This window comes from Streptosporangium pseudovulgare (assembly GCF_014648055.1).
Classification (GTDB): Bacteria; Actinomycetota; Actinomycetes; order Streptosporangiales; family Streptosporangiaceae; genus Streptosporangium; species Streptosporangium pseudovulgare.
In genome coordinates, this window is sequence record NZ_BMQJ01000024.1 from 38063 (window position 1) to 57765 (window position 19703).

Consider the following 19703-nt stretch of genomic DNA (forward strand, 5'->3'; position numbering starts at 1 on the left):
ATGATCCAGGCGTCCCGGATGGACCGGGCGATCCAGGCGTCCCGGACGGACCGGGCGACAACGGGGACGGCGGTTCAGGGGACGGCGGTCCGGACGGATCGGGCGACCCGGGGGCCGGCGACCCGGAAGGCATCGGCTCAGGGGACGGCGGTCCGGGGGGCGTCGCGGGCGGCACCGTCACCCCTCCAGCAGGGGTTCGTCCAGCAGCGCCCGGCCGACCCAGACGCGCAGCACGTCGGTGATCGGGGACATCACGTGCGCGGCGCGGGCGTCGCGCAGGTGCCGGTGCAGGACGGAGCCGTCGGAGTACCCCGCCCCGCCGACGAGCGTCAGGGCGTCGTTGACGACGGCCTCGGCGGCTTCGGCGACCTCCGCCTTGGCCGAGCACAGCGCCGGCAGCGCGTCGGGGCCGCCGGCCTCGCCCTCGGCCGCGGCATGGTAGATCAGCCGCCGGGTCCGTTCGACGACGGCCCACATCTCCCCCAGCCGGTGCTGGACCAGCGGCTGGGCGGCCGGGCTCCGGCCGCTGTGGGCGTGCCTGCGGCGCAGCAGGTGGGTACGGGCCTCCCGCAGCGCGGCCTCGGCGACGCCCAGGTAGGTGCCGGCCATGGCCGTCAGGAAGTAGGGGGCGACGACGTTGAAGACGTACCAGATCTCGTCGCCCTCCTCTCCCAGCAGGTCGGCCCGGGGGATCTCGACGTCCTCCAGCAACGCGCCCCGTGAGGCGTTGCCGCGCATGCCGAGCCCGTGCCAGGGCGGCCCCCAGCTCAGCCCCGGGGTTCCGGCGTCGACGACCACGCAGGAGAACTGACCGGGGACGGCCCCCGGTCCGGCCGCCGCCGCCGACATCACGTAGGAGTCGGCGTGGCCGCCGTTGGTGACGAAGCTCTTGGCGCCGCTCAGCCGCAGCCGGTCGCCGTCCGCCCGCTCCATCCGGGTCTGCGGGAGCCAGAACTCCGCGCCCGTACCGGGCTCCGACAGCGACAGCGTGGTCAGGTGCCGCCCGGCGGCGATCGCGGCCAGGCGGTCGTGCTGCCCGAACCGGTCGGCCTTGGCGGCGATCACGGCCGAACCCACCAGGTGCATGCCGAAGCAGATCGACGTCGAGGCGCAGGCCTGGCCGGTGATCTCACCGACCTGGGCGACGGCGAGCAGGCCGTGGCCCATCCCGCCGAACCGCTCGGGCACCACCAGCCCGCCGAGCCGGGACCGCAGCGCGGCCATGCCCTCTTCGGGCCAGCGCCCCTCGGCGTCCGCCGCGGCGGCCCGCTCCGCCAGGACATCACGGGCCACCTCGCGGGCGGCCGTGAGCGCGGCACCCAGTTCGATCCGTGCCATTGCCGCTCCTGTGATGACCCCACCGGCCCCGGTGCCGATGTTCTCCGCCGCTTACGGATGTCAAGATAGTTGACGTCGGGCGCGGACGCACAACGACGTGCTTTCCGCCCGGCCGACCGCCCGTCCTCCTCTTGTGCGGCCCTCGGCCGCCGCTCCAGGTGAAAGCCATGATCCCCGCTTTGAAACCGGAGAAGTCGATGCTCCCCCACCGTTCCCGCTCACGGCGGCCGGGCGACCGGCAACCGTCCGACGACCCTCTGCTGCTCGCCCTCGCCGAGCAGGTCGGCGCCGCGTGCGCCGGGCTCGCCGTCCAGGCTCCGGCCTCCCGGCTGCGCTCCCTGGCCGACCTGCGCGCCGCCCTCGACGAGGTGGCCGACGAGGCGCTGCGCCAGGCGATGCGCCAGGCCCGGGGCGAGGGCTGGTCGCTGCGCCGCATCGCCGCACACGCCGGGTGCTCCCACGAGCAGGTCCGCCAGATGCTCCAGGACGGGCCGCGCTGAGCATCGCCCGGCTCCCCGGCACGGAGAACGGCCCCGGGCGCGGGGATGCCGCGCCCGGGGCCGTCACGCGATGTCCGCCGGGGAACGGAGCCGGGGCTCAGGAACCGGCGGTCGGGGTGGGGGTCGGCGTCTCGCTGGGCAGCGGGGCCGGCGTGCCCGAGGACGTCGGGCTCGGGGTGGTCGGCGCGGTGGGCGTTCCGCCGTCCGTGGGGGTCGGGGACGGGGTCTGCGGCTGGGTGGGGCAGGGCTTGGGAGCCCGCCACTTGCCCGTGCCGGGCCAGCCCTGCCGCGGGGACCACCAGGCGCCGCGCTTGCCCTTGCCCGGCTGCGACAGGTCGTAGACGTAGGCGGCCGTGGCCTCCTGCGCCTGCCGCAGCGCGGTCAGGGTCACCCAGTCGCCCTGCCTGACATCTCCGTTCCCGCGCCTGCCCGCCACGACGCGGGTGTCGTCGACGAGCGTGTACGCCTGCTCGAAGCCGTCGCGGCTGCGCACGGTGATCGAGCCCTCCTCCACGGCGGTCACCTTGCCCGTCTGGGCGAACACCGTGACGAACGCGCAGGGGTCCTTCGTCCCCAGCACGAACTCGCCGTGCGCCGTGTCGGCGAACTGCAGGGGGTGCACGGTGGGCAGCTCGGTCGCGGTGGGGGTCGGTGCGGGGGTCGCGGTCTCGGTGGACGTCTCGGTGGGCGTCGCGGTCACGGTCTCCGTGGGGGCCGGGGTCGTCGCGGGCGTCCCGTCGGCCGTACCCGTCGGGGTGGGGGTCGGGGGCGGCACGGGCGTCGCCGCCGACGCCGCCGACGCCGTCGTCACCCCGATGCCACCCGACGCCAGCAGCACCGCGGTCGCCGCGACGGCCAGCGGCCGCGAGACGCCCCGGCGCGGCCCGCCCGCCCCGGCCGGGCCCCGCTCGTTCAACGTGTCACGGTTGGTCGATGTCACCATGTCCTCCCGTCTACGGTGTCCGGTTGAGCGCCCGCGGAGCCGGTGAGGCGGACCTCACCCACCCCGGGATGACGATCACGGCGACCAGCCGTAACAATCTCCTAACGGGCATTCCGCCCACTTCCCGCTTCCGCCCACCCCATGCGGCCGCCCCGCCGGGCGGCCTCCGCGCACCGCCGCTCCCCACCAGCTCAACCCGCGGATCCGCGGGACCGAAAAAATCCACCGCCGGCCGTACGGCGAGCCGCGCGTCCGCCGTACGGCCCTCCCGGAAGCCGTCAGTGGTGGCAGCCGGCCGCCTCCGCGGCGCCGTACCGGTCGTGGTGGCTGAACTCGTTGACGTACTTCTGCCGGCCGAGCGGCGTCAGGTCCAGGTAGTTGTAGGTGCCGAGCAGCAGGTCGAGGCCGCGGCCGTAGGAGGAGTAGGTGTGCAGCACCGCGCCGTCCCCGGCCTCGGCCGCGTCTTCGTCCGCGCGGACGAAGACGCTCACGCCGTGGGCCTCCCCCTTCATGAAGGGGGTCAGACCGCGCCGCTCCAGGGCCTCGCGGTCGTAGTAGTTGTACTCGACCGGGGCGACGGCCTCGTCGTTGGTCACGTGGAAGTCGTAGTTGAAGTCACCGCCGTGGGAGGAGTACCACGGCACCTCCCAGCCCATCCGCTCGCGGAACGGCTCGATCTTCGGGTACGGCGCGCGGGAGACCAGGACCAGCGTGGTGTCCGCCCCATGCAGGTGCGCCAGGTGGCCGATGTTGTCGGTCAGGAACGAGCAGCTCGTGCAGCCCTCGTCCCAGGCGGGGTCGAACATGAAGTGGTAGACGATGAGCTGGCGGCGGCCCTCGAACAGGTCGGCCAGGCCCACCTCGCCGGACGGCCCCTGGAAGCGGTAGTCCTTGTCCACCGCGACCGCCGGCAGCTCCCGCCGCCGGGCCCGGACGGCGTCCAGCGCCCGGAACGCCTCTTTCTCCTGCTCCAGCAGCCGCCTGCGGGCGACCAGCCACTCTTCTCGCGACACGACCGGGTTGCTCATCGCGCTGCCCCTTCGATATGGGTTTTCCGGGATCAGGGCGAGTTTCCCGGAAGCCGGTGCGGGTTTCCAGGGAACATGAAGATCCGTCACCCCTATCCGGTGGCGGGGTCCGCGGGCCGCGACGCGCGGGCGGATCACGGAGGGGCGCCGGCCCCTTCCGGTTCCGGCGGAACCGCCTGCGACCGGCCCCGGCCCGTCCCGGAGCGGCCGGGGCGGGCCGGGAGGCGTGGCTCAGCCGCGCTCGGGCACGGCCATCTCCCCCAGAAGGGACCAGTCGTCCTGCGGGACCGTGGTGTTGACGATCCGGGGCGTCTCGGCGAGGTGCGGCGGCAGCGTCTCCTGGGCCTTCCTGAAGTGCTCCGACCCCACGTGGGCCGCCCCGGCGGCGTCGTCGCGGAACGCCTCCACCAGGACGTACTCGGCCGGGTCCTCGACGCTGCGGGACCAGTCGAACCACAGGCAGCCCGGCTCGGACCGGGTGGCCCGGGTGAACTCGGCGGTGATCTCGGGCCACCGGTCGGCGTGCTCGGGCAGCACCCGGAACTTCGCGGTAATGAAGATCATTGTTTTCCTCCAACGACGGGCGCGGGCGGACCGCCCTGGCCCGCCCCGCTCCGGCCTCCCAAGTCTGGCCGATCGCCTGCGGACCGGGCCAACGCGGCAGGCCGGGCACGGATGGCCCGCACCCACCGCGCACGTGCCGCGCGGACCCCGACCGGCGGGCGTGGACGGCTCATGGCGTGATCTGCAATATCCGTGTCATTGACGCCATGACCGCCCGCGAACAGCATGGGAGCCGTGAACCGAAGCGTCTTGATCGTCGTCTTCGACGGCTTCCAACTGCTCGATCTGGCCGGACCGGCCGACGTTTTCGCGACGGCGAACCTCCTCGTCCCCGTGGGCGGCTACCGCCTGGAGGTGGCCGCCGTCCGAGCCGGAACGGTGACCGCGGGCAATGGGATGACGGTCACGGCCGGCACCGCGCTCGGCGAGGTCACCGAGCCGGTCGACACGCTCCTCGTCGTAGGCGGCCTGTCCGCCGCCGGGCACGCGGACGACCGGGAGCTCGTCGGGGAGATCTCCCGGGTGGCCCGCTCCGCCCGCCGGACCGCCTCGGTCTGCACGGGCGCCTTCCTGCTGGCCGAGGCCGGGCTGCTGGACGGCAGACGGGCCACCACCCACTGGCTGGCCGTCGAGGAGCTGGCCGCCCGGTACGACCGGGTCGAGGTGGACGCCGACTCCGTCTACGTCGGAGACGGGGACGTGTGGACCTCGGCCGGGGTCCTCGCCGGGGTGGATCTCGCCCTGGCGCTGGTGGCGGAAGACCACGGCCACGCGCTCGCCAAGGACGTGGCGTGCGGGCTGGTGGCGTACCTGCACCGGCCCGGTGGGCAGAGCCAGTTCAGCACGCCGATGCGCGCCCTCACGCCGCGCAGCGAACCGCTCAGGGAGCTCCAGGCGTTCATCGACGCCAACCCCGCGGAGGACCTGAGCGTCCCTGCCCTCGCCAGGCGCGCGGGCATGAGCGAGCGCCACTTCTCCCGGGTCTTCACCGAGCAGGTGGGGATCTCCCCGGGCCGCTACGTCGAGCGCAGCCGCGCCGACGCCGCGCGGCGGCTGCTGGAGACGACCGGGCACCCCCTGGACAGGGTGGCCAGGGAGTCCGGGCTCGGCACACCCGAAACCCTCTACCGGACCTTCCGCCGCCACTGGCGGATCTCACCCGGCGACCACCGTCGCCGGTTTCACACGAAGGAGACCTGAGAGTGCACATCGCGATCCCCCTCTATCCCCGCTTCACCGCCCTCGACGCGGTCGGGCCGTACACCGTGATGGCTTTCGCCCCCGGTTTCACCGTCACCTTCGTCGCGGCCTCCCCCGGACCGGTGCCGGACGACCGCGGCGGGTCAGGGCTGACGGCCACCGCTTCCTACGCAGACCTGCCGCACCCCGACGTGATCATCGTGCCCGGCGGCCCGGGGACGGCCGAGGCCCTGTCCGACCGCGAGCTGGTCGGCTGGATCGGCCGGGCCCACGAGCGCACCCGGTGGACGGCCTCGGTCTGCAGCGGCTCGTTCCTGCTGGGGGCCGCGGGCCTGCTGGCCGGCCGTAGGGCGACCTCGCACTGGGGGTGGCTGGACCGGCTCGCGGCCTTCGGGGCGGAACCGGTGAGCGAGCGGGTGGTCGTGGACGGCAGGATCGTGACCGCTGCCGGTGTCTCGGCCGGCATCGACATGGCCCTGACGCTGCTGGCCCGGGTGAGCGACGCGGAGACGGCGCGGGCCGTGCAGCTCGCGATCGAGTACGACCCGGATCCGCCGTTCGACGCCGGCTCCGCAGGCGGCGCCCCGGCGGACCTGCGGGAGCGGGCGCTCGGCCTCATCGCCTGACCGGTCCCGGCGGGCGCCGGCCCGCTCCCTTCGGCGGGCCGGACGAGGTCGCCGGTGGCGCCCGGCCCACGGGGGGCGCGCCCGCTCCCCGCCTCTCCGCGGCCCGGTTCGGCTTGGCGAGTGGTCGCGGCGGCCGGGATACTGCCGGGATGTTCACCGAGAGCCTCGTGGCGGTGTCCGCGGACCCGGCGGTCGAGCTGTTCACCGCGCGGACCCCGGGCCCCGCCGACCGCACCCTGCTGGTGATCCACGGAGGGCCCGACTGGGACCACACCTACCTGCGCGAGCCCTTGGCGGCGCTCGCCGGGCGGCACCGGGTCGTCCTGCCCGACCTGCGGGGCTGCGGGCGCTCCACGCGCGGCCTGGCCGACGGGCACCACACCCCCGACGCGGTCGTCGGCGACCTGGTCGCCCTGCTGGACGCGCTCGGCTGTCCCCGGGCCGACGTGCTGGGGTTCTCCTACGGCGGGCTGCTCGCGCAGCGCCTGACGCTGGCCGTACCCGGGCGGGTGCGGAGGCTGGTCGTCGCCTCCAGCAGCGTCCCGCCGGTCCCACCGGACGCCTTCGCGGGCTGGCGTGAACGGGAGGAACGGCTCGCCGCGGAGGCCGACGTGTGGTCCGACCCCTCGTTGTCCGGACCGGACCTCACCCGCGCGGCGGCGGTCGCCTCCGCAGCAGCGGACGTCTGGCGCCCGGAGGCGCTGCCGGGCTACCTCCGCCGCCTGGCGGAGGTGCGTTTCTCGGCGGAGTGGATGCGCTCCTGGCGGGCCGGTGTCCTGCCGTCCGCCCGTCCCGAGGACGCCGTGCGGCGACTGCGCGACCTCGGCGTCCCGGTGCTCCTGCTGCACGGCCGGCAGGACATGACGTTCCCCGCGACCCTGGCGGAGGAGGCGGCGGCGGTGATGCCGGACGCCCGCGCCGTGGTGATCGAGGAGGCGGGGCACATGGCCCATGTCGACCAGCCGGACCGCTGGCTCGACGCCCTCACCGGCTTCCTGTCGTGACCGCCCCCCTGCCTGGGGACGGGGCCGTCCTCCGGCCTCCTCGCCGACCGGCCCCGCCCCCGGAGCGGAGGCGGAGCCGGTCAGGAGATCCTGCTCGGCGGTGCCCGGCGCGCCTCGGCGCGGCGGCGCGTGGCCGAGCCGGCGACGGTCCGGCGGCCCGGCGTCACGTCTTCCGTCGTGACGACCGCATGCCGATCGCGATCTCCGCCAGCCCGCAGAGCAGCAGCACGACTCCGACGATGACGTTGCTGACGATGACGGACGCGGGCTCCGAGTGCGGGGAGACCACCCACGGAGCGATGATCGTCCAGAGGCCGATGATGGGCGTCACCCAGGCGACCCCGCGCGTGCGGCCGTAGGCCGAGGCGAACCCGACCGCCAGCGCCGCCACGGCGAGTCCCGTGACGAGGTTGTTGACGGTGATCGTGGTACGGCCGCTGAAGCCGACGACCCACGGCGAGATGGCCAGGTAAAGACCGGCCAGGAAGGTCAGTCCGCCAACGACCTGGGCGACCGGCGTCTGGGTCGCGCGGTCGTAGCGAGCACGCATCTCCGCTATGTCAGGATGTTGTTCCATCCCCAGTGGCGAATGTGTCATGGTTCCCGCCACCCCTTCTTCAGGCTGGTATCCCACCACTTAATCCGTATCCACTCCGGAGGCGACGACTCGCGCAGGACGCAATGGTTGGACAAAGCCCGGTCCTAGTTGTGCGAATGTCCCGGCGTGGCGCGTTCCGGCGGGCGCGGGTACGGCGTGCCGGAAGGCTCTCGGCCGTGGTCCCGCGGCGGGTCCCGCCCGGACGCCCGGATCCCGTGGACGCCCCGGTCCCGTATGAGCCCGCCCTCTCCGGGTATCGAGATCCGGCGAGGTGATGAGACATGACGAAAGAGAGTCCCAGGACCGTGGTCGTCACCGGGGCGAGCGCCGGTGTCGGCCGGGCGGCGGCCCGTGCCTTCGGCGCCCGGGGAGATTCCGTGGCGCTGCTCGCCCGCGGTGAGCGAGGTCTGGAGGCCGCCGCCGAGGAGGTCCGGGCGGCCGGCGGGCAGGCTCTGCCGATATCCGTGGACGTCGCCGACCACCGTCAGGTGGAGGAGGCGGCCCGGCGCGTGGAGGAGGAGCTCGGCCCGATCGACGTGTGGGTGAACGTGGCGTTCAGCACGGTCTTCGCCCCGGTCACCGAGATCGAGCCGGAGGAGTACCGGCGGATGACCGAGGTCACCTACCTCGGCTACGTGTACGGCACGAAGGCCGCGCTGGACCGGATGCTGCCCCGCGGTGAGGGCGCCATCGTCCAGGTGGGCTCCGCGCTGGCCTACCGGGCGATCCCGCTGCAGTCGGGGTACTGCGCGGCCAAGCACGCCATCAAGGGGTTCACCGAGTCCCTGCGCTGCGAGCTGATGCATGAGAAGAGCGGCGTGCGGGTCACGATGGTGCAGCTGCCCGCGGTCAACACCCCGCAGTTCGACTGGGTGCTGTCCCGCCTGCCGAACCGCCCGCAGCCGGTACCGCCCATCTACCAGCCGGAGATCGCGGCGCGGGCGATCGTGTTCGCCGCCGACCACCCCGAGCGCAAGGAGTTCTGGGTGGGGGCCATGACGGCCGCCACGCTGCTGGCCGACCGGGTGGCGCCCGCCCTGCTCGACAGGTACCTGGCCAGAACGGGCTTCTCCTCCCAGCAGACATCGGAGCACCGGAGGGCGGGACGGCCGGCCAACCTGTGGGAGCCCGCCGACGACGAGGGCGGCCGGGACCACGGGGCGCACGGGCGCTTCGACTCCCGTTCGCATTCCCGCAGCCCCCAGGTCTGGGTCTCCGAGCACCGCCGCCTGGTGACCGCCGCCGGAGCCGCGGCGGGGCTGGCCGGTCTGACCTGGCTCGCCCGGCGCGCCGGGACCACGTGAGCCGAAGCCGCACGGGCCGTGGCCCCCCGGGAGGGGCGCCACGGCCGGCGAGCACCGTTTCCCAGCAGTTCAGGAGCTTCTCGTGAACGACGACACGCCGCGTGCCCTCGACGGCACGCCCGACGATCCCCGGGACACGCCGGACGTCCCCGGGGACACGCCACGGGCCCTCAGGCCGGTGCCGCGCAGCGAGCCGAAGCCCGTCTCCGACCGGGGGCGGCCCCACGGCCGCCCGGTCTCCTGGGCGTTCGTCGCCGCCTTCCTGGTCTTCTTCGCCGCCGGTGGTCTCGGTCTGGTCATCGGGAACATGGCGCTGTTCTGGAGCTGCCTCGCCGCGGTGGTCCTCATGGTCCCGGTGGGAAGGGGCATCAGGATCATGGACGACACGATGGGCTGGACTCACGCCAGGACCGACCGCCACCAGAAGCCGGCCCGGGAGCGGTAGGGGCCGGTCCCGGCGTCAGGCGCCCAGGGCCGGCAGGACGACGTCCTCCATGACCGCCAGGGGCAGCGCGCCCTGCTCCGCGCCGTCGTAGTCGCCCGCCGTGACGGCCACGACGAGGTCGAGCCGGGGGACGACGAAGATCCGCTGCCCGCCGTTGCCCATGGCGGTGGCCGACCCGTCCGGGTCCACGTACCAGAGGTAGCCGTAGGAGACCTCGTCCCAGGCCGGCACCCGCGGACGCAGCATCTCCCCGAGCCACCCGGGGACGACCTCGCGGCCGAGCACGGCCTGACCGATCCTGGCCATGCCGCGCGGGGTCAGCCGCAGGCCGGAGGCCGCCGAGGCCGACCCGTCCGCGCCCTCCGTCCACTCGAAGGGGCCGACGCCGAGCGGCTCGAAGAGCTCGGTGCGGGCGAAGTCCGCGAGCGGGCGCCCGGTCCCCCGGGCGATGAGCGCGCCGACCAGGGCGGCGGCGCCGCCGCTGTAGTGCCACCGCCGGCCCGGCTCCTCGACGACCGGCCGCTCCAGCACGAAGCGGGCCCGGTCGGGCGCGAGCTCCATGCCGATCTCGTCGTTCTCCGGCGAGGTGTACGGCGCGCTCTCGTCCCACCGCAGGCCGAGCGTCATGGTCAGCGCGTGCCCGACGGTCAGCCGGGCGCGGGCCGGGTCGGCGGCCAGGTCGGGATACTCGGGGAACTGCGCCAGGAGCGGTTCGGCGGGGTCGGGGACCAGGCCGTCGGCCAGGGCGAGGCCGTACAGCAGCCCGACGACGCTCTTGGTGACCGAGCGGACGTCGTGCAGGGTGTCCGGCCCGAAGTCGACCGTGCCGAGCGGGGTGCCCCAGGAGAAGTCGGGACCGCTGCCGTAGCGCTCCAACACCAGGGCGCCGTGGCGGACCACCACCACGCCGTGCGGGCCCGGCGGGTACTTCCGCACCAGCGCGTCGAACCGGTCGGCCAGATCGGGCGCGAAACCCGCTTCCTCAGGGTCGGCCTGCCGCCACATGCGAATCTCCTCCATCTCGCTCGGACACGACGGCCACGAAGCCTCTCACAGCGGACGGCCGATTCTCCAACCCGTTTCCCGGTGGGGAGCTCGCGGCGCCGTTCGGCCGCCGGAGCGTCGGGTCAGCCGCCGTACCTGCGAAGGAGCAGCATGGCGGCGTCGTCGAGCAGCGGCCCGCCGCGGCGGCGACGGCGACCCGGCCCAGATCTCCCCGCGAGTCGAAGAGCATCGTGCCACTCCCCCGCTTCCCGGATCGCCTGCTTCCGCTCCGCCCCAGACGATCCGGGTCGTATCCGCCCGTGCTCTCGCGTAAAGGACCGCCCGGGGCGTCGATCGCGCGGGAACCGCCGTCCGCCGAGCCGGGGCCGGCGCGGGGATGCCTCCGTGGATGTCAGGCGCCGCCGCGTAGGTCCGTCAGACGCTCGGCGGAGTGGCGGATGTCCTCGAACCGCACGGTGCAGCCCTCCCCGGTCGGGGACTGGGCGTGGAAGCCGATCTCGGGGTCGCCGTCCAGCGCGAAGTAGCGGATCAGCCGCCAGAAGTCCGAACCCGCGGCGACGTGGAAGGCGTAGGCGGAGCCGAGCCGGGAGAGCCGCAGCCGGACGTCGCCGCCGTCGACGTCGAACGCGTTGCAGTCGTCGGACACCCCCCGGTTCACCACGGTGACGATCGTGGGCCTGCCCTGCGGGGAGAGTTCCAGGCAGAGCTTCGCCCAGTGGCCGGGGTCCGCGTACAGCAGCAGCACGCCCGCGTCGTAGGTGGACAGCAGGTCGAGGCGGACGCGGGCGCTGAGGGTGAAGTCGCCGTCGAGGCGGCCGACCAGCGCGGGGGCGCTGTCGAAGCGGTCGGGGCCGCCGGGGTCGCAGAACAGGTCCGTCTTCGGCCCCGCGGTGATGGACAGGGCGTCCTTCCCCGTCACCTCGTAGGCGACCGGCTCGTGCAGCCAGCGCATGGGGGCGGGGAAGGCGGGCAGCACGACGGGTTCCGTCATCGGGTCTCCTCGGGGTACGGGCTCTCGGCCAGGCCCTTCGATCTTCGGAACGCGCCCAGTCTGTCACGGGAGCGCTCCCGCGAGGCGGGTCACCGGCGGGCGGAACCGTGCTCAGCCCACCCGGTCCAGGAACGCCAGGACGCGCCGCCAGGCGTCGGCGCACGCGTCGGCGTGCTCGTCGTTCCTGACGTCGAAGAACCCGTGCGGGGCGCCGGGGTAGACGACGAACTCGTGCTCCACCCCGGCGGCGGCGAGGGCGTCGCCGAACGCCTTCACCTCGCTCTCCGGGATTCCCTCGTCGGCCCCGCCGAACAGGCCGAGGACGGGGGCCGACAGGTCTGCGGCGTGCTGGGTGGGGCCGGGGCCGTACGGGCCGGCGATGCCGGGGTGACCGTAGAAGCCGACCACCCCGGCCAGGCCGAAGCGCGGCTCGGAGGCGAAGAAGGCCAGGCGTCCGCCCATGCAGAAGCCCAGGGCCACCTGGGCGCCGCCGAACTCCCGCAGCCGGTCGAGGGCCGCGGTCATGTCGTCCTGCTGCCGGGCCCGGGTGAGCGCGGCGTAGTCCTCCATGCGCGGGAAGTCGCTACCCCGGCCCTCGGTGGACGGGCCGGCGGTGCGGCCGAAGTGGTCGTAGGCGATCGCGGGGTGGCCGTGCTCGGCGAGCCGTACGGCCAGGCGCTCGTAGAAGGGCGCCAGCCCCCGGTTGTCGGGGATCACCACCACCCCGGCGCCCGCCGGCCGTTCGGGAACGGCCAGGTAGGCGGCGAGGCGGGTGCCGTCGGCGGAGGTCAGGGTCAGCGGGCCGGAGGTGACGGGCGTACCGGTGGGGGTGACCGGCGGGGTGGCGTCGGCGTCGTGGCACACGGGCGGTTCCTTTCGGTGGATGCCGAGAAAGTAGCAAAGTCAGGTTGATAAAGCTAACCTTGGCATCATGGTGCACGACATCCCGCCCGGCTCCGGCCGCCCGGATCACACGGCGCGCGACCTCCGGATCGCCGTCGGCCGTCTCGCCCGGCGGATCAGGCAGCTGTACGGCGTCGCCGACAGCGCGAGCGACCTCACCTTCACCGAGCTGGCCGTGCTGTCCCGGCTGCACCGCCAGGGCCCCTCCACCTCCGCCGAGCTCGCCGACTCCGAGCAGATCACCCCCCAGGCGATCGGCACGACGCTCGGCGCGCTGGCCAGGCGGGGCCTGATCGCCCGCGAACCCGACCCGCAGGACGGCCGGAAGGTCGTCAGCCGGCTCACCGAGGCCGGGCTGCGCGCCCACGACGACCGGACCCAGGCCGTCACCGAACGGCTGGGGCGCGCGCTCGGCGACGCCCTGGACGACCAGGAGCGACGCCTGCTCGCCGAGGCGCTCCCCCTGCTGGAACGCGTCGCCGACCACCTGTGACCGCCGGCCCCTCGGGAGGTCAGGAGTACGACGCCACCATGCCGGCCACCATCCCGGCCACCGCGACGGACGTCAGGAGCGACCCGAAGATCACCGCGCCCCGGCGGCCCCGCCGGATCCGCAGGGCGTGGAGCGCCACGTAGGGGAGGAAGGCGAGCACGCCGGCGCCGAGGAAGGGCATGGTCAGCGCGGCCAGCAGGCCCGCCGGCCCGGTCGGGACCGCACGGTCGCGCCCGGGGGCGAGCCGGGCGCGCCTGACGTCCCCGGCGGTGGAGTCGGGCGAGGCCGCCACCGCGACCGCGGCGCCGCCGCCGTCGGGTGTGAACCTCCCCCGGCAGTCGTAGCGCCCCTCCCCCAGCGACGCGCAGGAGACGACGGTGAGCGTGCCCGGCGTGCCGGTCCGGCCGGCCGCCAGCTCCAGGTCGTCCACGGCGAAGACGAAGGGCATCAGGCCCAGGGCCAGCCAGCAGACCAGGAGCACGGTCATGCCGATGGGGCCGGGGGTGCGGCCGGGGCCCGGGGTCGGCCCGGGCTCCACGGCGTCGAGGAGGCTTTCCAGCGCGTCGTTCATGGAACGGAACGGTGCACCCGGCCGCTTGCGGATCACCTGCCTCCGGCTTGCGGAGGACAGGGCCGGGGCGGGCGCGCGCCCTCCGCGCGGCGGTACTCCGGGAGCGGACGGCCGGCGGCCCCGCGGGCCGCCTTCCGGCTCACGCCTGGCGGCGGGCCTCCCTCTCCTTGGCCTCCGCCTCGTCCATTTCGGCGGCCTCCTCCGGGGTGGGGGCGGTCCCGCCGAGGTGGTGGGGCTGCCACCAGACGCCCTGGGGCTGCTCCGGGTAGGTCCGCTGGGCCCGGTCGAGCAGCTCGGCCATGCGCGTGCGCAGGTCGGCGGTGGCGGCGTCGTAGTCGTCGCCGCGCTTGGGGTGCATCGACTCGCCGACCAGGATGGTGACCGGGACGTGCCGCTGGAGGAGTTTCTTCGGGCGGCCCTTGGTCCACAGCCGCTGCGTGCCCCACAGGGCGACCGGGATCACCGGGACCCCGGCGGCCACGGCCATCCGGATCGCGCCGTTCTTGATGTCCTTGACGGTGAACGACCGGCTGATCGTGGCCTCGGCGAACACGCCGACGACCTCGCCCGCCTTGAGCGCCTTCATGGCCGCGCCGAACGCCGAGGCGCCCGCCGCGCGGTCCACCGGGATGTGGTGCATGCCGCGCATCAGCGGGCCGGAGATCCGGTGGTCGAAGACCTCCTTCTTGGCCATGAACCGGACCAGCCGCCTGGCGGGCAGGGCGGCGAAGCCGGCGAAGATGAAGTCCAGATAGCTGATGTGGTTGCTGACCAGCACCGCGCCCCCGGTCCTCGGTATCCGCTCGGCGCCCTCGACGCGGATCTTCAAATCCAGCGCACGGAACAACGTCCGCGCTGCCCCGATGACCGGGGGATACACGATCTCAGCCATGGCTGAACCGTACCTCAGCTCCCCCTCCCCGCGGCCTGCCACGGTCCCGCGACGGACCGGGGTCCGACGGGCCGGAACGGTCCCGCGGCGGACCGGGGCCCGACGGGCCGGAACGGTCCCGCGGCGGACCGGGGCCCGACGGGCCGGAGCGATCCGGTGGCGGGCCGGGGCCCGACGGGCCGGAGCGATCCGGTGGCGGGCCGGGGCCCGACGGGCCGGAGCGATCCGGTGGCGGGCCGAGACGGTCACCGCGTCCGCGGCCACCCCGGTGACCGCTCAGCGACCGCCCGGACCGCCTCAGTGGCCGCGGAACGCCTCCTCCAGCCACCACGCGCCGCGCGCCCGGGTGACCGCGGCGTGGACCAGCAGCGGTCGCTCCCGCGGGCCGTCCAGCCACCGGGTCACCGCCGCGAGGTCTCCAGGAGCCCGTACGGTGACCGCCTCGAAGCCGAACCCCCGGGCGATGCCGGCGATGTCGGCGGGCGGGAAGACCACGGTGTCCAGGGGGTGGCCGTCCGGTCCGAAATGATGCACCTCGGCGCCGTACGCCTCGTCGTCGTAGACCACGACCACCATGCGCAGACCGAGCCGCACGACGGTCTCCAGTTCGGAGACGCCCATCAGCGCGCCGCCGTCGCCGAGCGCGGCCACCGCCAGCCGGTCCGGCCGGGCGAGGGCCGCGCCGATCGCGGTCGCCAGGCCGAGGCCGATCGACTGGAACGCCTGGGTGAAGCAGAAGCCCTCCTCGTCCGGGACATCCATGAACATCGCCGGATATCCCATGAAATTTCCGGAATCGGGGCAGACGACGCGCTCGGCGGGCAGCAGGTCGTCGAGCGCGATCGTCAGGGTCCGGGGGTCGATGCGGCCGTCACCGCTCTCGTCGGCGTACGGGACGTCCCGCCAGCGGACCTCCCTGGCGATCCGCAGCGCCAGCGCCTCCGACCGGTACCCGGCCCGGTACGGTACGGCGCGCGTCCCGGCCTCCTCCGGTACGGCGCGCGTCCCGCCGCGTTCCCCGGCCGGCGCGCCGGGCACCGGACGGGCCGCGGTCCCGTCGCCGAGCAGGTCCGCGACGGCCCGCGCGGTGCAGGCGACGTCGCCGGTCACACCGAGGTGGACCGGGCGGTGCGCGCCCAGGGCCTCCGGGTCCAGGTCCACCTGGACGACCACGGCGTCCGGGCCGACGAGCGTGCCGTGCCGGGTGGTCCACATGTTCAGGGCGCAGCCCCAGCCGACGACCACGTCGGCGTCGCGGATGAGCTCGGCGGCCAGGGGCGAGGCGAACCCACCGCTGACGTCCAGGTCCCACGGGCTGCCCCGGAAGAGGCCCTTGGCGACGGCGGAGGTGGCGAGCAGAGCGCCGGTCAGACCGGCGAGGTCCTCCAGCTCGCGCCGGGCCGTACGGGCTCCCCGGCCGGCCACGAACACCGGCCGCCGCGCGCCCGCGAGGATCTCCGCCAGCCGGGCGGCCTGCGCGGGGTCCGGCCCGGCCGGGAGCGAACGCGCCTCGCCGGTGAGGCCCGCGAGACCGGCGGACCCGGCGAGACCAGCGGAATCGGCGGAGAGGCCGGCGGAGCCGGCCGGCCCGGCGGATCGGGCGGAATCGGCGGCCTCGACGGCCCCGGCCCCCGGCCCGGTCTCCCGGTCCCCGGCCCCGGACGGACCCGGGACGGTCAGCGCCTGCACCTCCAGCGGCAGGTTGAGCAGGACGGTGCGGCGGCCGTCGCGGGCGACGCGGAACGCCTCGGCCGTCAGGGCCGCGGCGTCCGGGGCGGCGCCGACCCGCATCGGGACGGCGCCGACCGCCGCGGCCAGCGCGGCCTGGTCCACGAAGAAGTTGGACCGCGGGGCGGTCACCTCACCGGCCAGCACGACGAGCGGCGTGCGGCTCTTGGCGGCCTCCGTGACGCCGGTCAGCGCGTTGGTCAGCCCCGGCCCCTGGTGGACGCTGAGCACGCCGACCCGGCCCGTCATCCGCGCGTGGGCGTCGGCCATGGTCGCCGCCCCGCCCTCGTGGCGCGCGGCGACGAACCGCACGCCGTGCGCGACCAGCGCGTTGGTCACGTGGAAATTGCCGCTGCCGACCACCCCGAACGCGGTGTCCACGCCCAGCGAGGCGAGGACGGCGCCGACGGTCTCCGCGACGGTCCCGGCGCTCAACGCTCGACCAGGGCCAGCACCCGCACCGGGCTGCCCGAGCCGCCGACGATGGGCAGCGGCGGGGCGACGACCACCGCGCCGGTGGCCGGGAGCCGGTCGAGGTTGCGGAGCTGGGTCAGGCCGTACTTGCCCGCGCCGAGCAGGAACGAGTGGCAGGGGAAGGGCGGGTCGAAGCCGTGCGCGGCGCCCGCGTCGGTGCCCACGGTCTCCACGCCGATCCCGGCGATCGGGGTCTCCTCCGCCAGCCACCTGGCGCACTCCACCGAGATCCCGGGACTGTGGGGGCCGGTCTCGTCGGCGTTGAGGAAGCTCTCCTGGTCGTGGGAGCGGGCGTCCCACCCGGTGCGGTAGAGCAGCCAGCCACCGTCGGGCAGCGGCCCGTTCGCCTTCTGCCACGCCTCGACGTGGCCGATCTCCAGCAGGAAGTCGGGGTCTCCGGCCGCCTCGCCCACGACGTCCAGCACGACGGCCGGGGCGACCAGCCGCTCCGGCGGCACCTGCGAGACGTCCTCACCGTCCTTGCCGGTCGCCCAGTGGACGGGCGCGTCGAAGTGCGTTCCCACGTGCTCGCCCGTCGTGAAGTCGTTCCAGTACCAGGCGGGGCCGCGGTCGTCGTAGCGGCTGATCTCCCTCAGCGTGAACGGGACCGTGTTCGCGAACGGCTCCGGCAGCCGCAGGATCGGCGTCTCGGACGACAGCGGCGCGGTCAGGTCGATCACCTCGATCCCGCCGCTCCGGATGCTCTCCACCAGGTTCCGCAGCACCGACATGACGCCTCCGAGGTCGGGAGATGGCCTGGTCGGATCCTCCTACACGCCGGGGGCCTCCGCCATCCCCGCGCGCCGTGTCGGTCCCGGCCCGGACGGCCGGTCAGAGGTAGGCGTCGAGTGCGAGCTTGGCGGCGACGAGCAGGCCGCACACGGCGGCGGCGACGCGCAGGGACGCGCCGGGGAGCCGCCGGGCGATCACCGGGCCGATCCGGCCGCCGATCAGGAACCCCACCGCCAGCGGCACCGCCGCCGACCACCGCACCGGTCCGAAGACCGCGAAGCCGAGGGCGGCGACGGCGTTGGCGAAGGAGGACACGACGTTCTTCACGGCGTTGACCCGGACCGGCGACTGGTCGAGCACGGCGGTGAGCACCGCGAACATGACGATCCCGCCGGCCGCGCCGAAGTAGCCGATGTAGGTGGCGACCGCGAACAGCGCGGCCCGCACCGGCCAGCGCTCCTCCGCTCCCGCGTCGCGGGGCGTGCCGTACGGCGTGTCGTACGGCGGGCCACCCGCGGGATCGCCCGCACCGCCCGGCGGGTCGTCGTCCGGGCCGCCGGAAGGACCGCGGGAAGGACCGCAGGAATGACCGCGGGAAGGACCGCGGGAAGGACCGCGGGAAGGACCGCGGGAAGGACCGCGGGAAAGGCCGTCGGAAGGACCGCCGGGCGGGCCGCCCGCCGTACCGGGGCGGGCGCCGGCGGCCAGGCCGGGCAGCCGGGGCGGGCGGATCAGCGTCAGCGAGGCGACCGCGACCAGCCACGGCACGATCGCCTCGAATGTCCGCGACGGCGTGAGCAGCAGCAGGGCCGCGCCCGTGGCGCCGCCGAGCGCCGTCACCCAGCCCATGCGCAGCACCAGCCCGCCCTGCCCGGCCAGTTCGGGCCGCGACCCGGCGGCCGCCCCGAGGCCGGTGAAGACCAGCGCGGTCGTGTTGGTGACGTTCGCGGTCAGCGGGGGCAGTCCGAACGCCAGCAGCGCCGGGTAGGAGACGACGGACGCCAGGCTCACCACCGTGCTGACCACACCGGCCAGCACCCCCACCCCGGCGAGTCCCAGCACCTCGGTGACGTTCACAGGGATCAACCCAACCACACGGCGTTCCGGTCCCGGACACCCGGTGAGGCGGCGGCGCCCGGCGGTGACACGGGACGCCCGGTGAGGGCACTGGACGCCCGGCGGGAGCGCGGAACGCCCGGTGGGGACGAGGGACGCCCGGCAGGGGCGCGGAGCCCCGGACCGTCCGGCGGCGGGCAGCGGCGCGTCCGGTGGCGGGTGCCGAGGTTTTTCGGTCACGGCGCTTGCCCTCCCCGCCGAACGGGCAGATCTTCGGGATGTGAAGAAGCTCATCAACAGTGCTGATTCGGTGGTCGCCGACGCGCTGCGCGGGCTCGCGGCCGCGCACCCGGACCTGCGGGTCGACGTGAAGAACCAGTTCGTGACACGCGCCTCCGGGCCGCGCCGGGGCAAGGTCGGCCTGGTCTCCGGCGGCGGCTCCGGACACGAGCCGCTGCACGCCGGTTTCGTCGGGTACGGCATGCTCGACGCCGCCTGCCCCGGTGAGATCTTCACCTCGCCCGTGCCCGACCAGGTGATCGCGGCCAGCACCGCCGTGGACGGCGGGGCCGGGGTTCTGCACGTCGTGAAGAACTACACCGGCGACGTCCTGAACTTCGGCATGGCCGCCGAGCTGTGCGCCGACGAGGGCGTGGAGGTCGCGGCCGTGGTGGTCGACGACGACGTGGCCGTCCGCGACTCCCTCTACACGGCGGGCCGTCGGGGAACCGGCGCCACGGTCTTCGTCGAGAAGATCGCCGGAGCCGCGGCCGAGGCCGGGGCGCCGCTGGCGGAGGTACGGCGGGTGGCCGAGGAGGTCAACTCCCGAAGCCGGTCGTTCGGCATCGCGCTGAGCGCCTGCACCACCCCCGCCGCGGGCGTGCCCACCTTCGAGCTGGGCGACGACGAGGTCGAGCTGGGCATCGGCATCCACGGAGAGCCGGGCCGCGCCCGGTCGGCCATGCGCGGGGCGCGCGAGCTGGTGCGCGTCGCGATGGACGCCCTCCACGAGGACATGCCGCTCGACGGGGACGTCCTGGTCATGGTGAACGGCATGGGCGGCACCCCGCTGATCGAGCTGTACGTCGCCTTCGCCGAGGTGGCTGCCTACCTGGAGGAGAAGGGCGCGACGCCGTCGCGCAACCTGGTGGGCGACTACATCACGAGCCTCGACATGCAGGGCTTCTCGGTCACGGCCTGCCTGCTGACGCCGGAGCTGACCCGGCTGTGGGACGCGCCGGTGCAGACGCCCGCGCTGCGGTGGGGCCGCTGACATGGCCGGGCCGGACGACCGCGCGCGTGGCACGG

General features: G+C 74.7%; 21 protein-coding genes. 8 read left to right on the forward strand and 13 right to left on the reverse strand.

Features of this window, described 5'->3' with window-relative positions; genetic code table 11:
* Positions 1-177: 177 nt before the first annotated feature.
* Positions 178-1338 (reverse strand): acyl-CoA dehydrogenase family protein, encoded by a 1161-nt coding sequence (locus IEZ10_RS33395; RefSeq protein ID WP_189250511.1) that lies wholly within the window; start codon positions 1336-1338, stop codon positions 178-180.
* Between the two features lie 167 nt (positions 1339-1505).
* On the opposite strand from IEZ10_RS33395, the gene IEZ10_RS33400 reads away from it, so the two are divergent.
* The gene (locus IEZ10_RS33400; protein WP_229811898.1) at positions 1506-1838 is read left to right on the forward strand and encodes a hypothetical protein; all 333 of its coding nucleotides are present in this window, start codon (positions 1506-1508) and stop codon (positions 1836-1838) included.
* A 97-nt stretch (positions 1839-1935) separates the two neighbouring features.
* Here the strand turns inward: IEZ10_RS33400 and IEZ10_RS33405 are convergent, their stop codons facing one another.
* From IEZ10_RS33405 to IEZ10_RS33415, 3 genes are all read right to left on the reverse strand, one after another.
* A complete protein-coding gene (locus tag IEZ10_RS33405) occupies positions 1936-2778 on the reverse strand; it encodes a hypothetical protein (protein WP_189250512.1) in 843 nt (280 codons plus the stop codon).
* A gap of 281 nt (positions 2779-3059) precedes the next feature.
* Positions 3060-3809: a DUF899 domain-containing protein gene (locus tag IEZ10_RS33410; RefSeq protein WP_189250513.1), complete on the reverse strand. Its 750-nt coding sequence runs from the start codon at positions 3807-3809 to the stop codon at positions 3060-3062.
* A 231-nt stretch (positions 3810-4040) separates the two neighbouring features.
* On the reverse strand, positions 4041-4373 hold the full coding sequence (locus IEZ10_RS33415) for a putative quinol monooxygenase (RefSeq protein WP_189250514.1): 333 nt from the start codon (positions 4371-4373) through the stop codon (positions 4041-4043).
* Between the two features lie 225 nt (positions 4374-4598).
* Here IEZ10_RS33415 and IEZ10_RS33420 point away from each other — a divergent pair, with 225 nt between their 5' ends.
* The 3 genes from IEZ10_RS33420 to IEZ10_RS33430 all read left to right on the forward strand — a co-directional run bounded on the left by IEZ10_RS33420 (position 4599) and on the right by IEZ10_RS33430 (position 7203).
* Positions 4599-5573 (forward strand): GlxA family transcriptional regulator, encoded by a 975-nt coding sequence (locus tag IEZ10_RS33420; RefSeq protein WP_189250515.1) that lies wholly within the window; start codon positions 4599-4601, stop codon positions 5571-5573.
* 2 nt (positions 5574-5575) lie between these two features.
* Positions 5576-6199 (forward strand): DJ-1/PfpI family protein, encoded by a 624-nt coding sequence (locus IEZ10_RS33425; protein ID WP_189250516.1) that lies wholly within the window; start codon positions 5576-5578, stop codon positions 6197-6199.
* 149 nt (positions 6200-6348) lie between these two features.
* Positions 6349-7203: an alpha/beta fold hydrolase gene (locus IEZ10_RS33430; RefSeq protein WP_189250517.1), complete on the forward strand. Its 855-nt coding sequence runs from the start codon at positions 6349-6351 to the stop codon at positions 7201-7203.
* 163 nt (positions 7204-7366) lie between these two features.
* Here the strand turns inward: IEZ10_RS33430 and IEZ10_RS33435 are convergent, their stop codons facing one another.
* A complete protein-coding gene (locus IEZ10_RS33435) occupies positions 7367-7753 on the reverse strand; it encodes an SPW repeat protein (RefSeq protein ID WP_229811900.1) in 387 nt (128 codons plus the stop codon).
* A gap of 329 nt (positions 7754-8082) precedes the next feature.
* Between IEZ10_RS33435 and IEZ10_RS33440 the strand changes: the two genes are divergently transcribed.
* Both IEZ10_RS33440 and IEZ10_RS33445 read left to right on the forward strand, forming a co-directional pair.
* Positions 8083-9105 carry an SDR family oxidoreductase gene (locus tag IEZ10_RS33440; RefSeq protein ID WP_189250519.1) on the forward strand — a complete coding sequence of 341 codons (1023 nt, stop codon included), beginning with the start codon at positions 8083-8085 and terminating at the stop codon, positions 9103-9105.
* An 82-nt stretch (positions 9106-9187) separates the two neighbouring features.
* Entirely contained in the window at positions 9188-9550 is a 363-nt protein-coding gene (locus IEZ10_RS33445; RefSeq protein ID WP_189250520.1) for a hypothetical protein, read from the forward strand.
* 15 nt (positions 9551-9565) lie between these two features.
* Here IEZ10_RS33445 and IEZ10_RS33450 read toward each other — a convergent pair whose 3' ends face one another.
* The 3 genes from IEZ10_RS33450 to IEZ10_RS33460 form a co-directional block, all read right to left on the reverse strand.
* Positions 9566-10555 (reverse strand): serine hydrolase domain-containing protein, encoded by a 990-nt coding sequence (locus IEZ10_RS33450; protein WP_189250521.1) that lies wholly within the window; start codon positions 10553-10555, stop codon positions 9566-9568.
* A gap of 391 nt (positions 10556-10946) precedes the next feature.
* Positions 10947-11546: a DUF1349 domain-containing protein gene (locus IEZ10_RS33455; RefSeq protein ID WP_189250522.1), complete on the reverse strand. Its 600-nt coding sequence runs from the start codon at positions 11544-11546 to the stop codon at positions 10947-10949.
* A gap of 111 nt (positions 11547-11657) precedes the next feature.
* Positions 11658-12410 (reverse strand): dienelactone hydrolase family protein, encoded by a 753-nt coding sequence (locus tag IEZ10_RS33460; protein WP_189250523.1) that lies wholly within the window; start codon positions 12408-12410, stop codon positions 11658-11660.
* Positions 12411-12477: 67 nt separating this feature from the next.
* On the opposite strand from IEZ10_RS33460, the gene IEZ10_RS33465 reads away from it, so the two are divergent.
* Positions 12478-12942: a MarR family winged helix-turn-helix transcriptional regulator gene (locus IEZ10_RS33465; RefSeq protein WP_189250524.1), complete on the forward strand. Its 465-nt coding sequence runs from the start codon at positions 12478-12480 to the stop codon at positions 12940-12942.
* 19 nt (positions 12943-12961) lie between these two features.
* On the opposite strand, the gene IEZ10_RS33470 is transcribed toward IEZ10_RS33465, so the two are convergent.
* The 5 genes from IEZ10_RS33470 to IEZ10_RS33490 form a co-directional block, all read right to left on the reverse strand.
* Entirely contained in the window at positions 12962-13513 is a 552-nt protein-coding gene (locus IEZ10_RS33470) for a hypothetical protein (protein ID WP_189250525.1), read from the reverse strand.
* 139 nt (positions 13514-13652) lie between these two features.
* Positions 13653-14405, reverse strand: a complete 753-nt coding sequence (locus IEZ10_RS33475; RefSeq protein ID WP_189250526.1) for a lysophospholipid acyltransferase family protein — start codon at positions 14403-14405, stop codon at positions 13653-13655.
* Between the two features lie 297 nt (positions 14406-14702).
* Entirely contained in the window at positions 14703-16568 is a 1866-nt protein-coding gene (locus IEZ10_RS33480) for a thiamine pyrophosphate-binding protein (RefSeq protein ID WP_189250527.1), read from the reverse strand.
* Entirely contained in the window at positions 16565-17338 is a 774-nt protein-coding gene (locus IEZ10_RS33485) for a cyclase family protein (protein ID WP_189250528.1), read from the reverse strand. Before IEZ10_RS33485 ends, IEZ10_RS33480 begins: the two co-directional genes overlap by 4 nt.
* 100 nt (positions 17339-17438) lie before the next feature.
* Positions 17439-18416 (reverse strand): sulfite exporter TauE/SafE family protein, encoded by a 978-nt coding sequence (locus tag IEZ10_RS33490; protein ID WP_189250529.1) that lies wholly within the window; start codon positions 18414-18416, stop codon positions 17439-17441.
* 259 nt (positions 18417-18675) lie between these two features.
* Between IEZ10_RS33490 and dhaK the strand changes: the two genes are divergently transcribed.
* Positions 18676-19668 carry a dihydroxyacetone kinase subunit DhaK gene (dhaK, locus tag IEZ10_RS33495; RefSeq protein WP_189250530.1) on the forward strand — a complete coding sequence of 331 codons (993 nt, stop codon included), beginning with the start codon at positions 18676-18678 and terminating at the stop codon, positions 19666-19668.
* Positions 19669-19703: the final 35 nt, after the last annotated feature.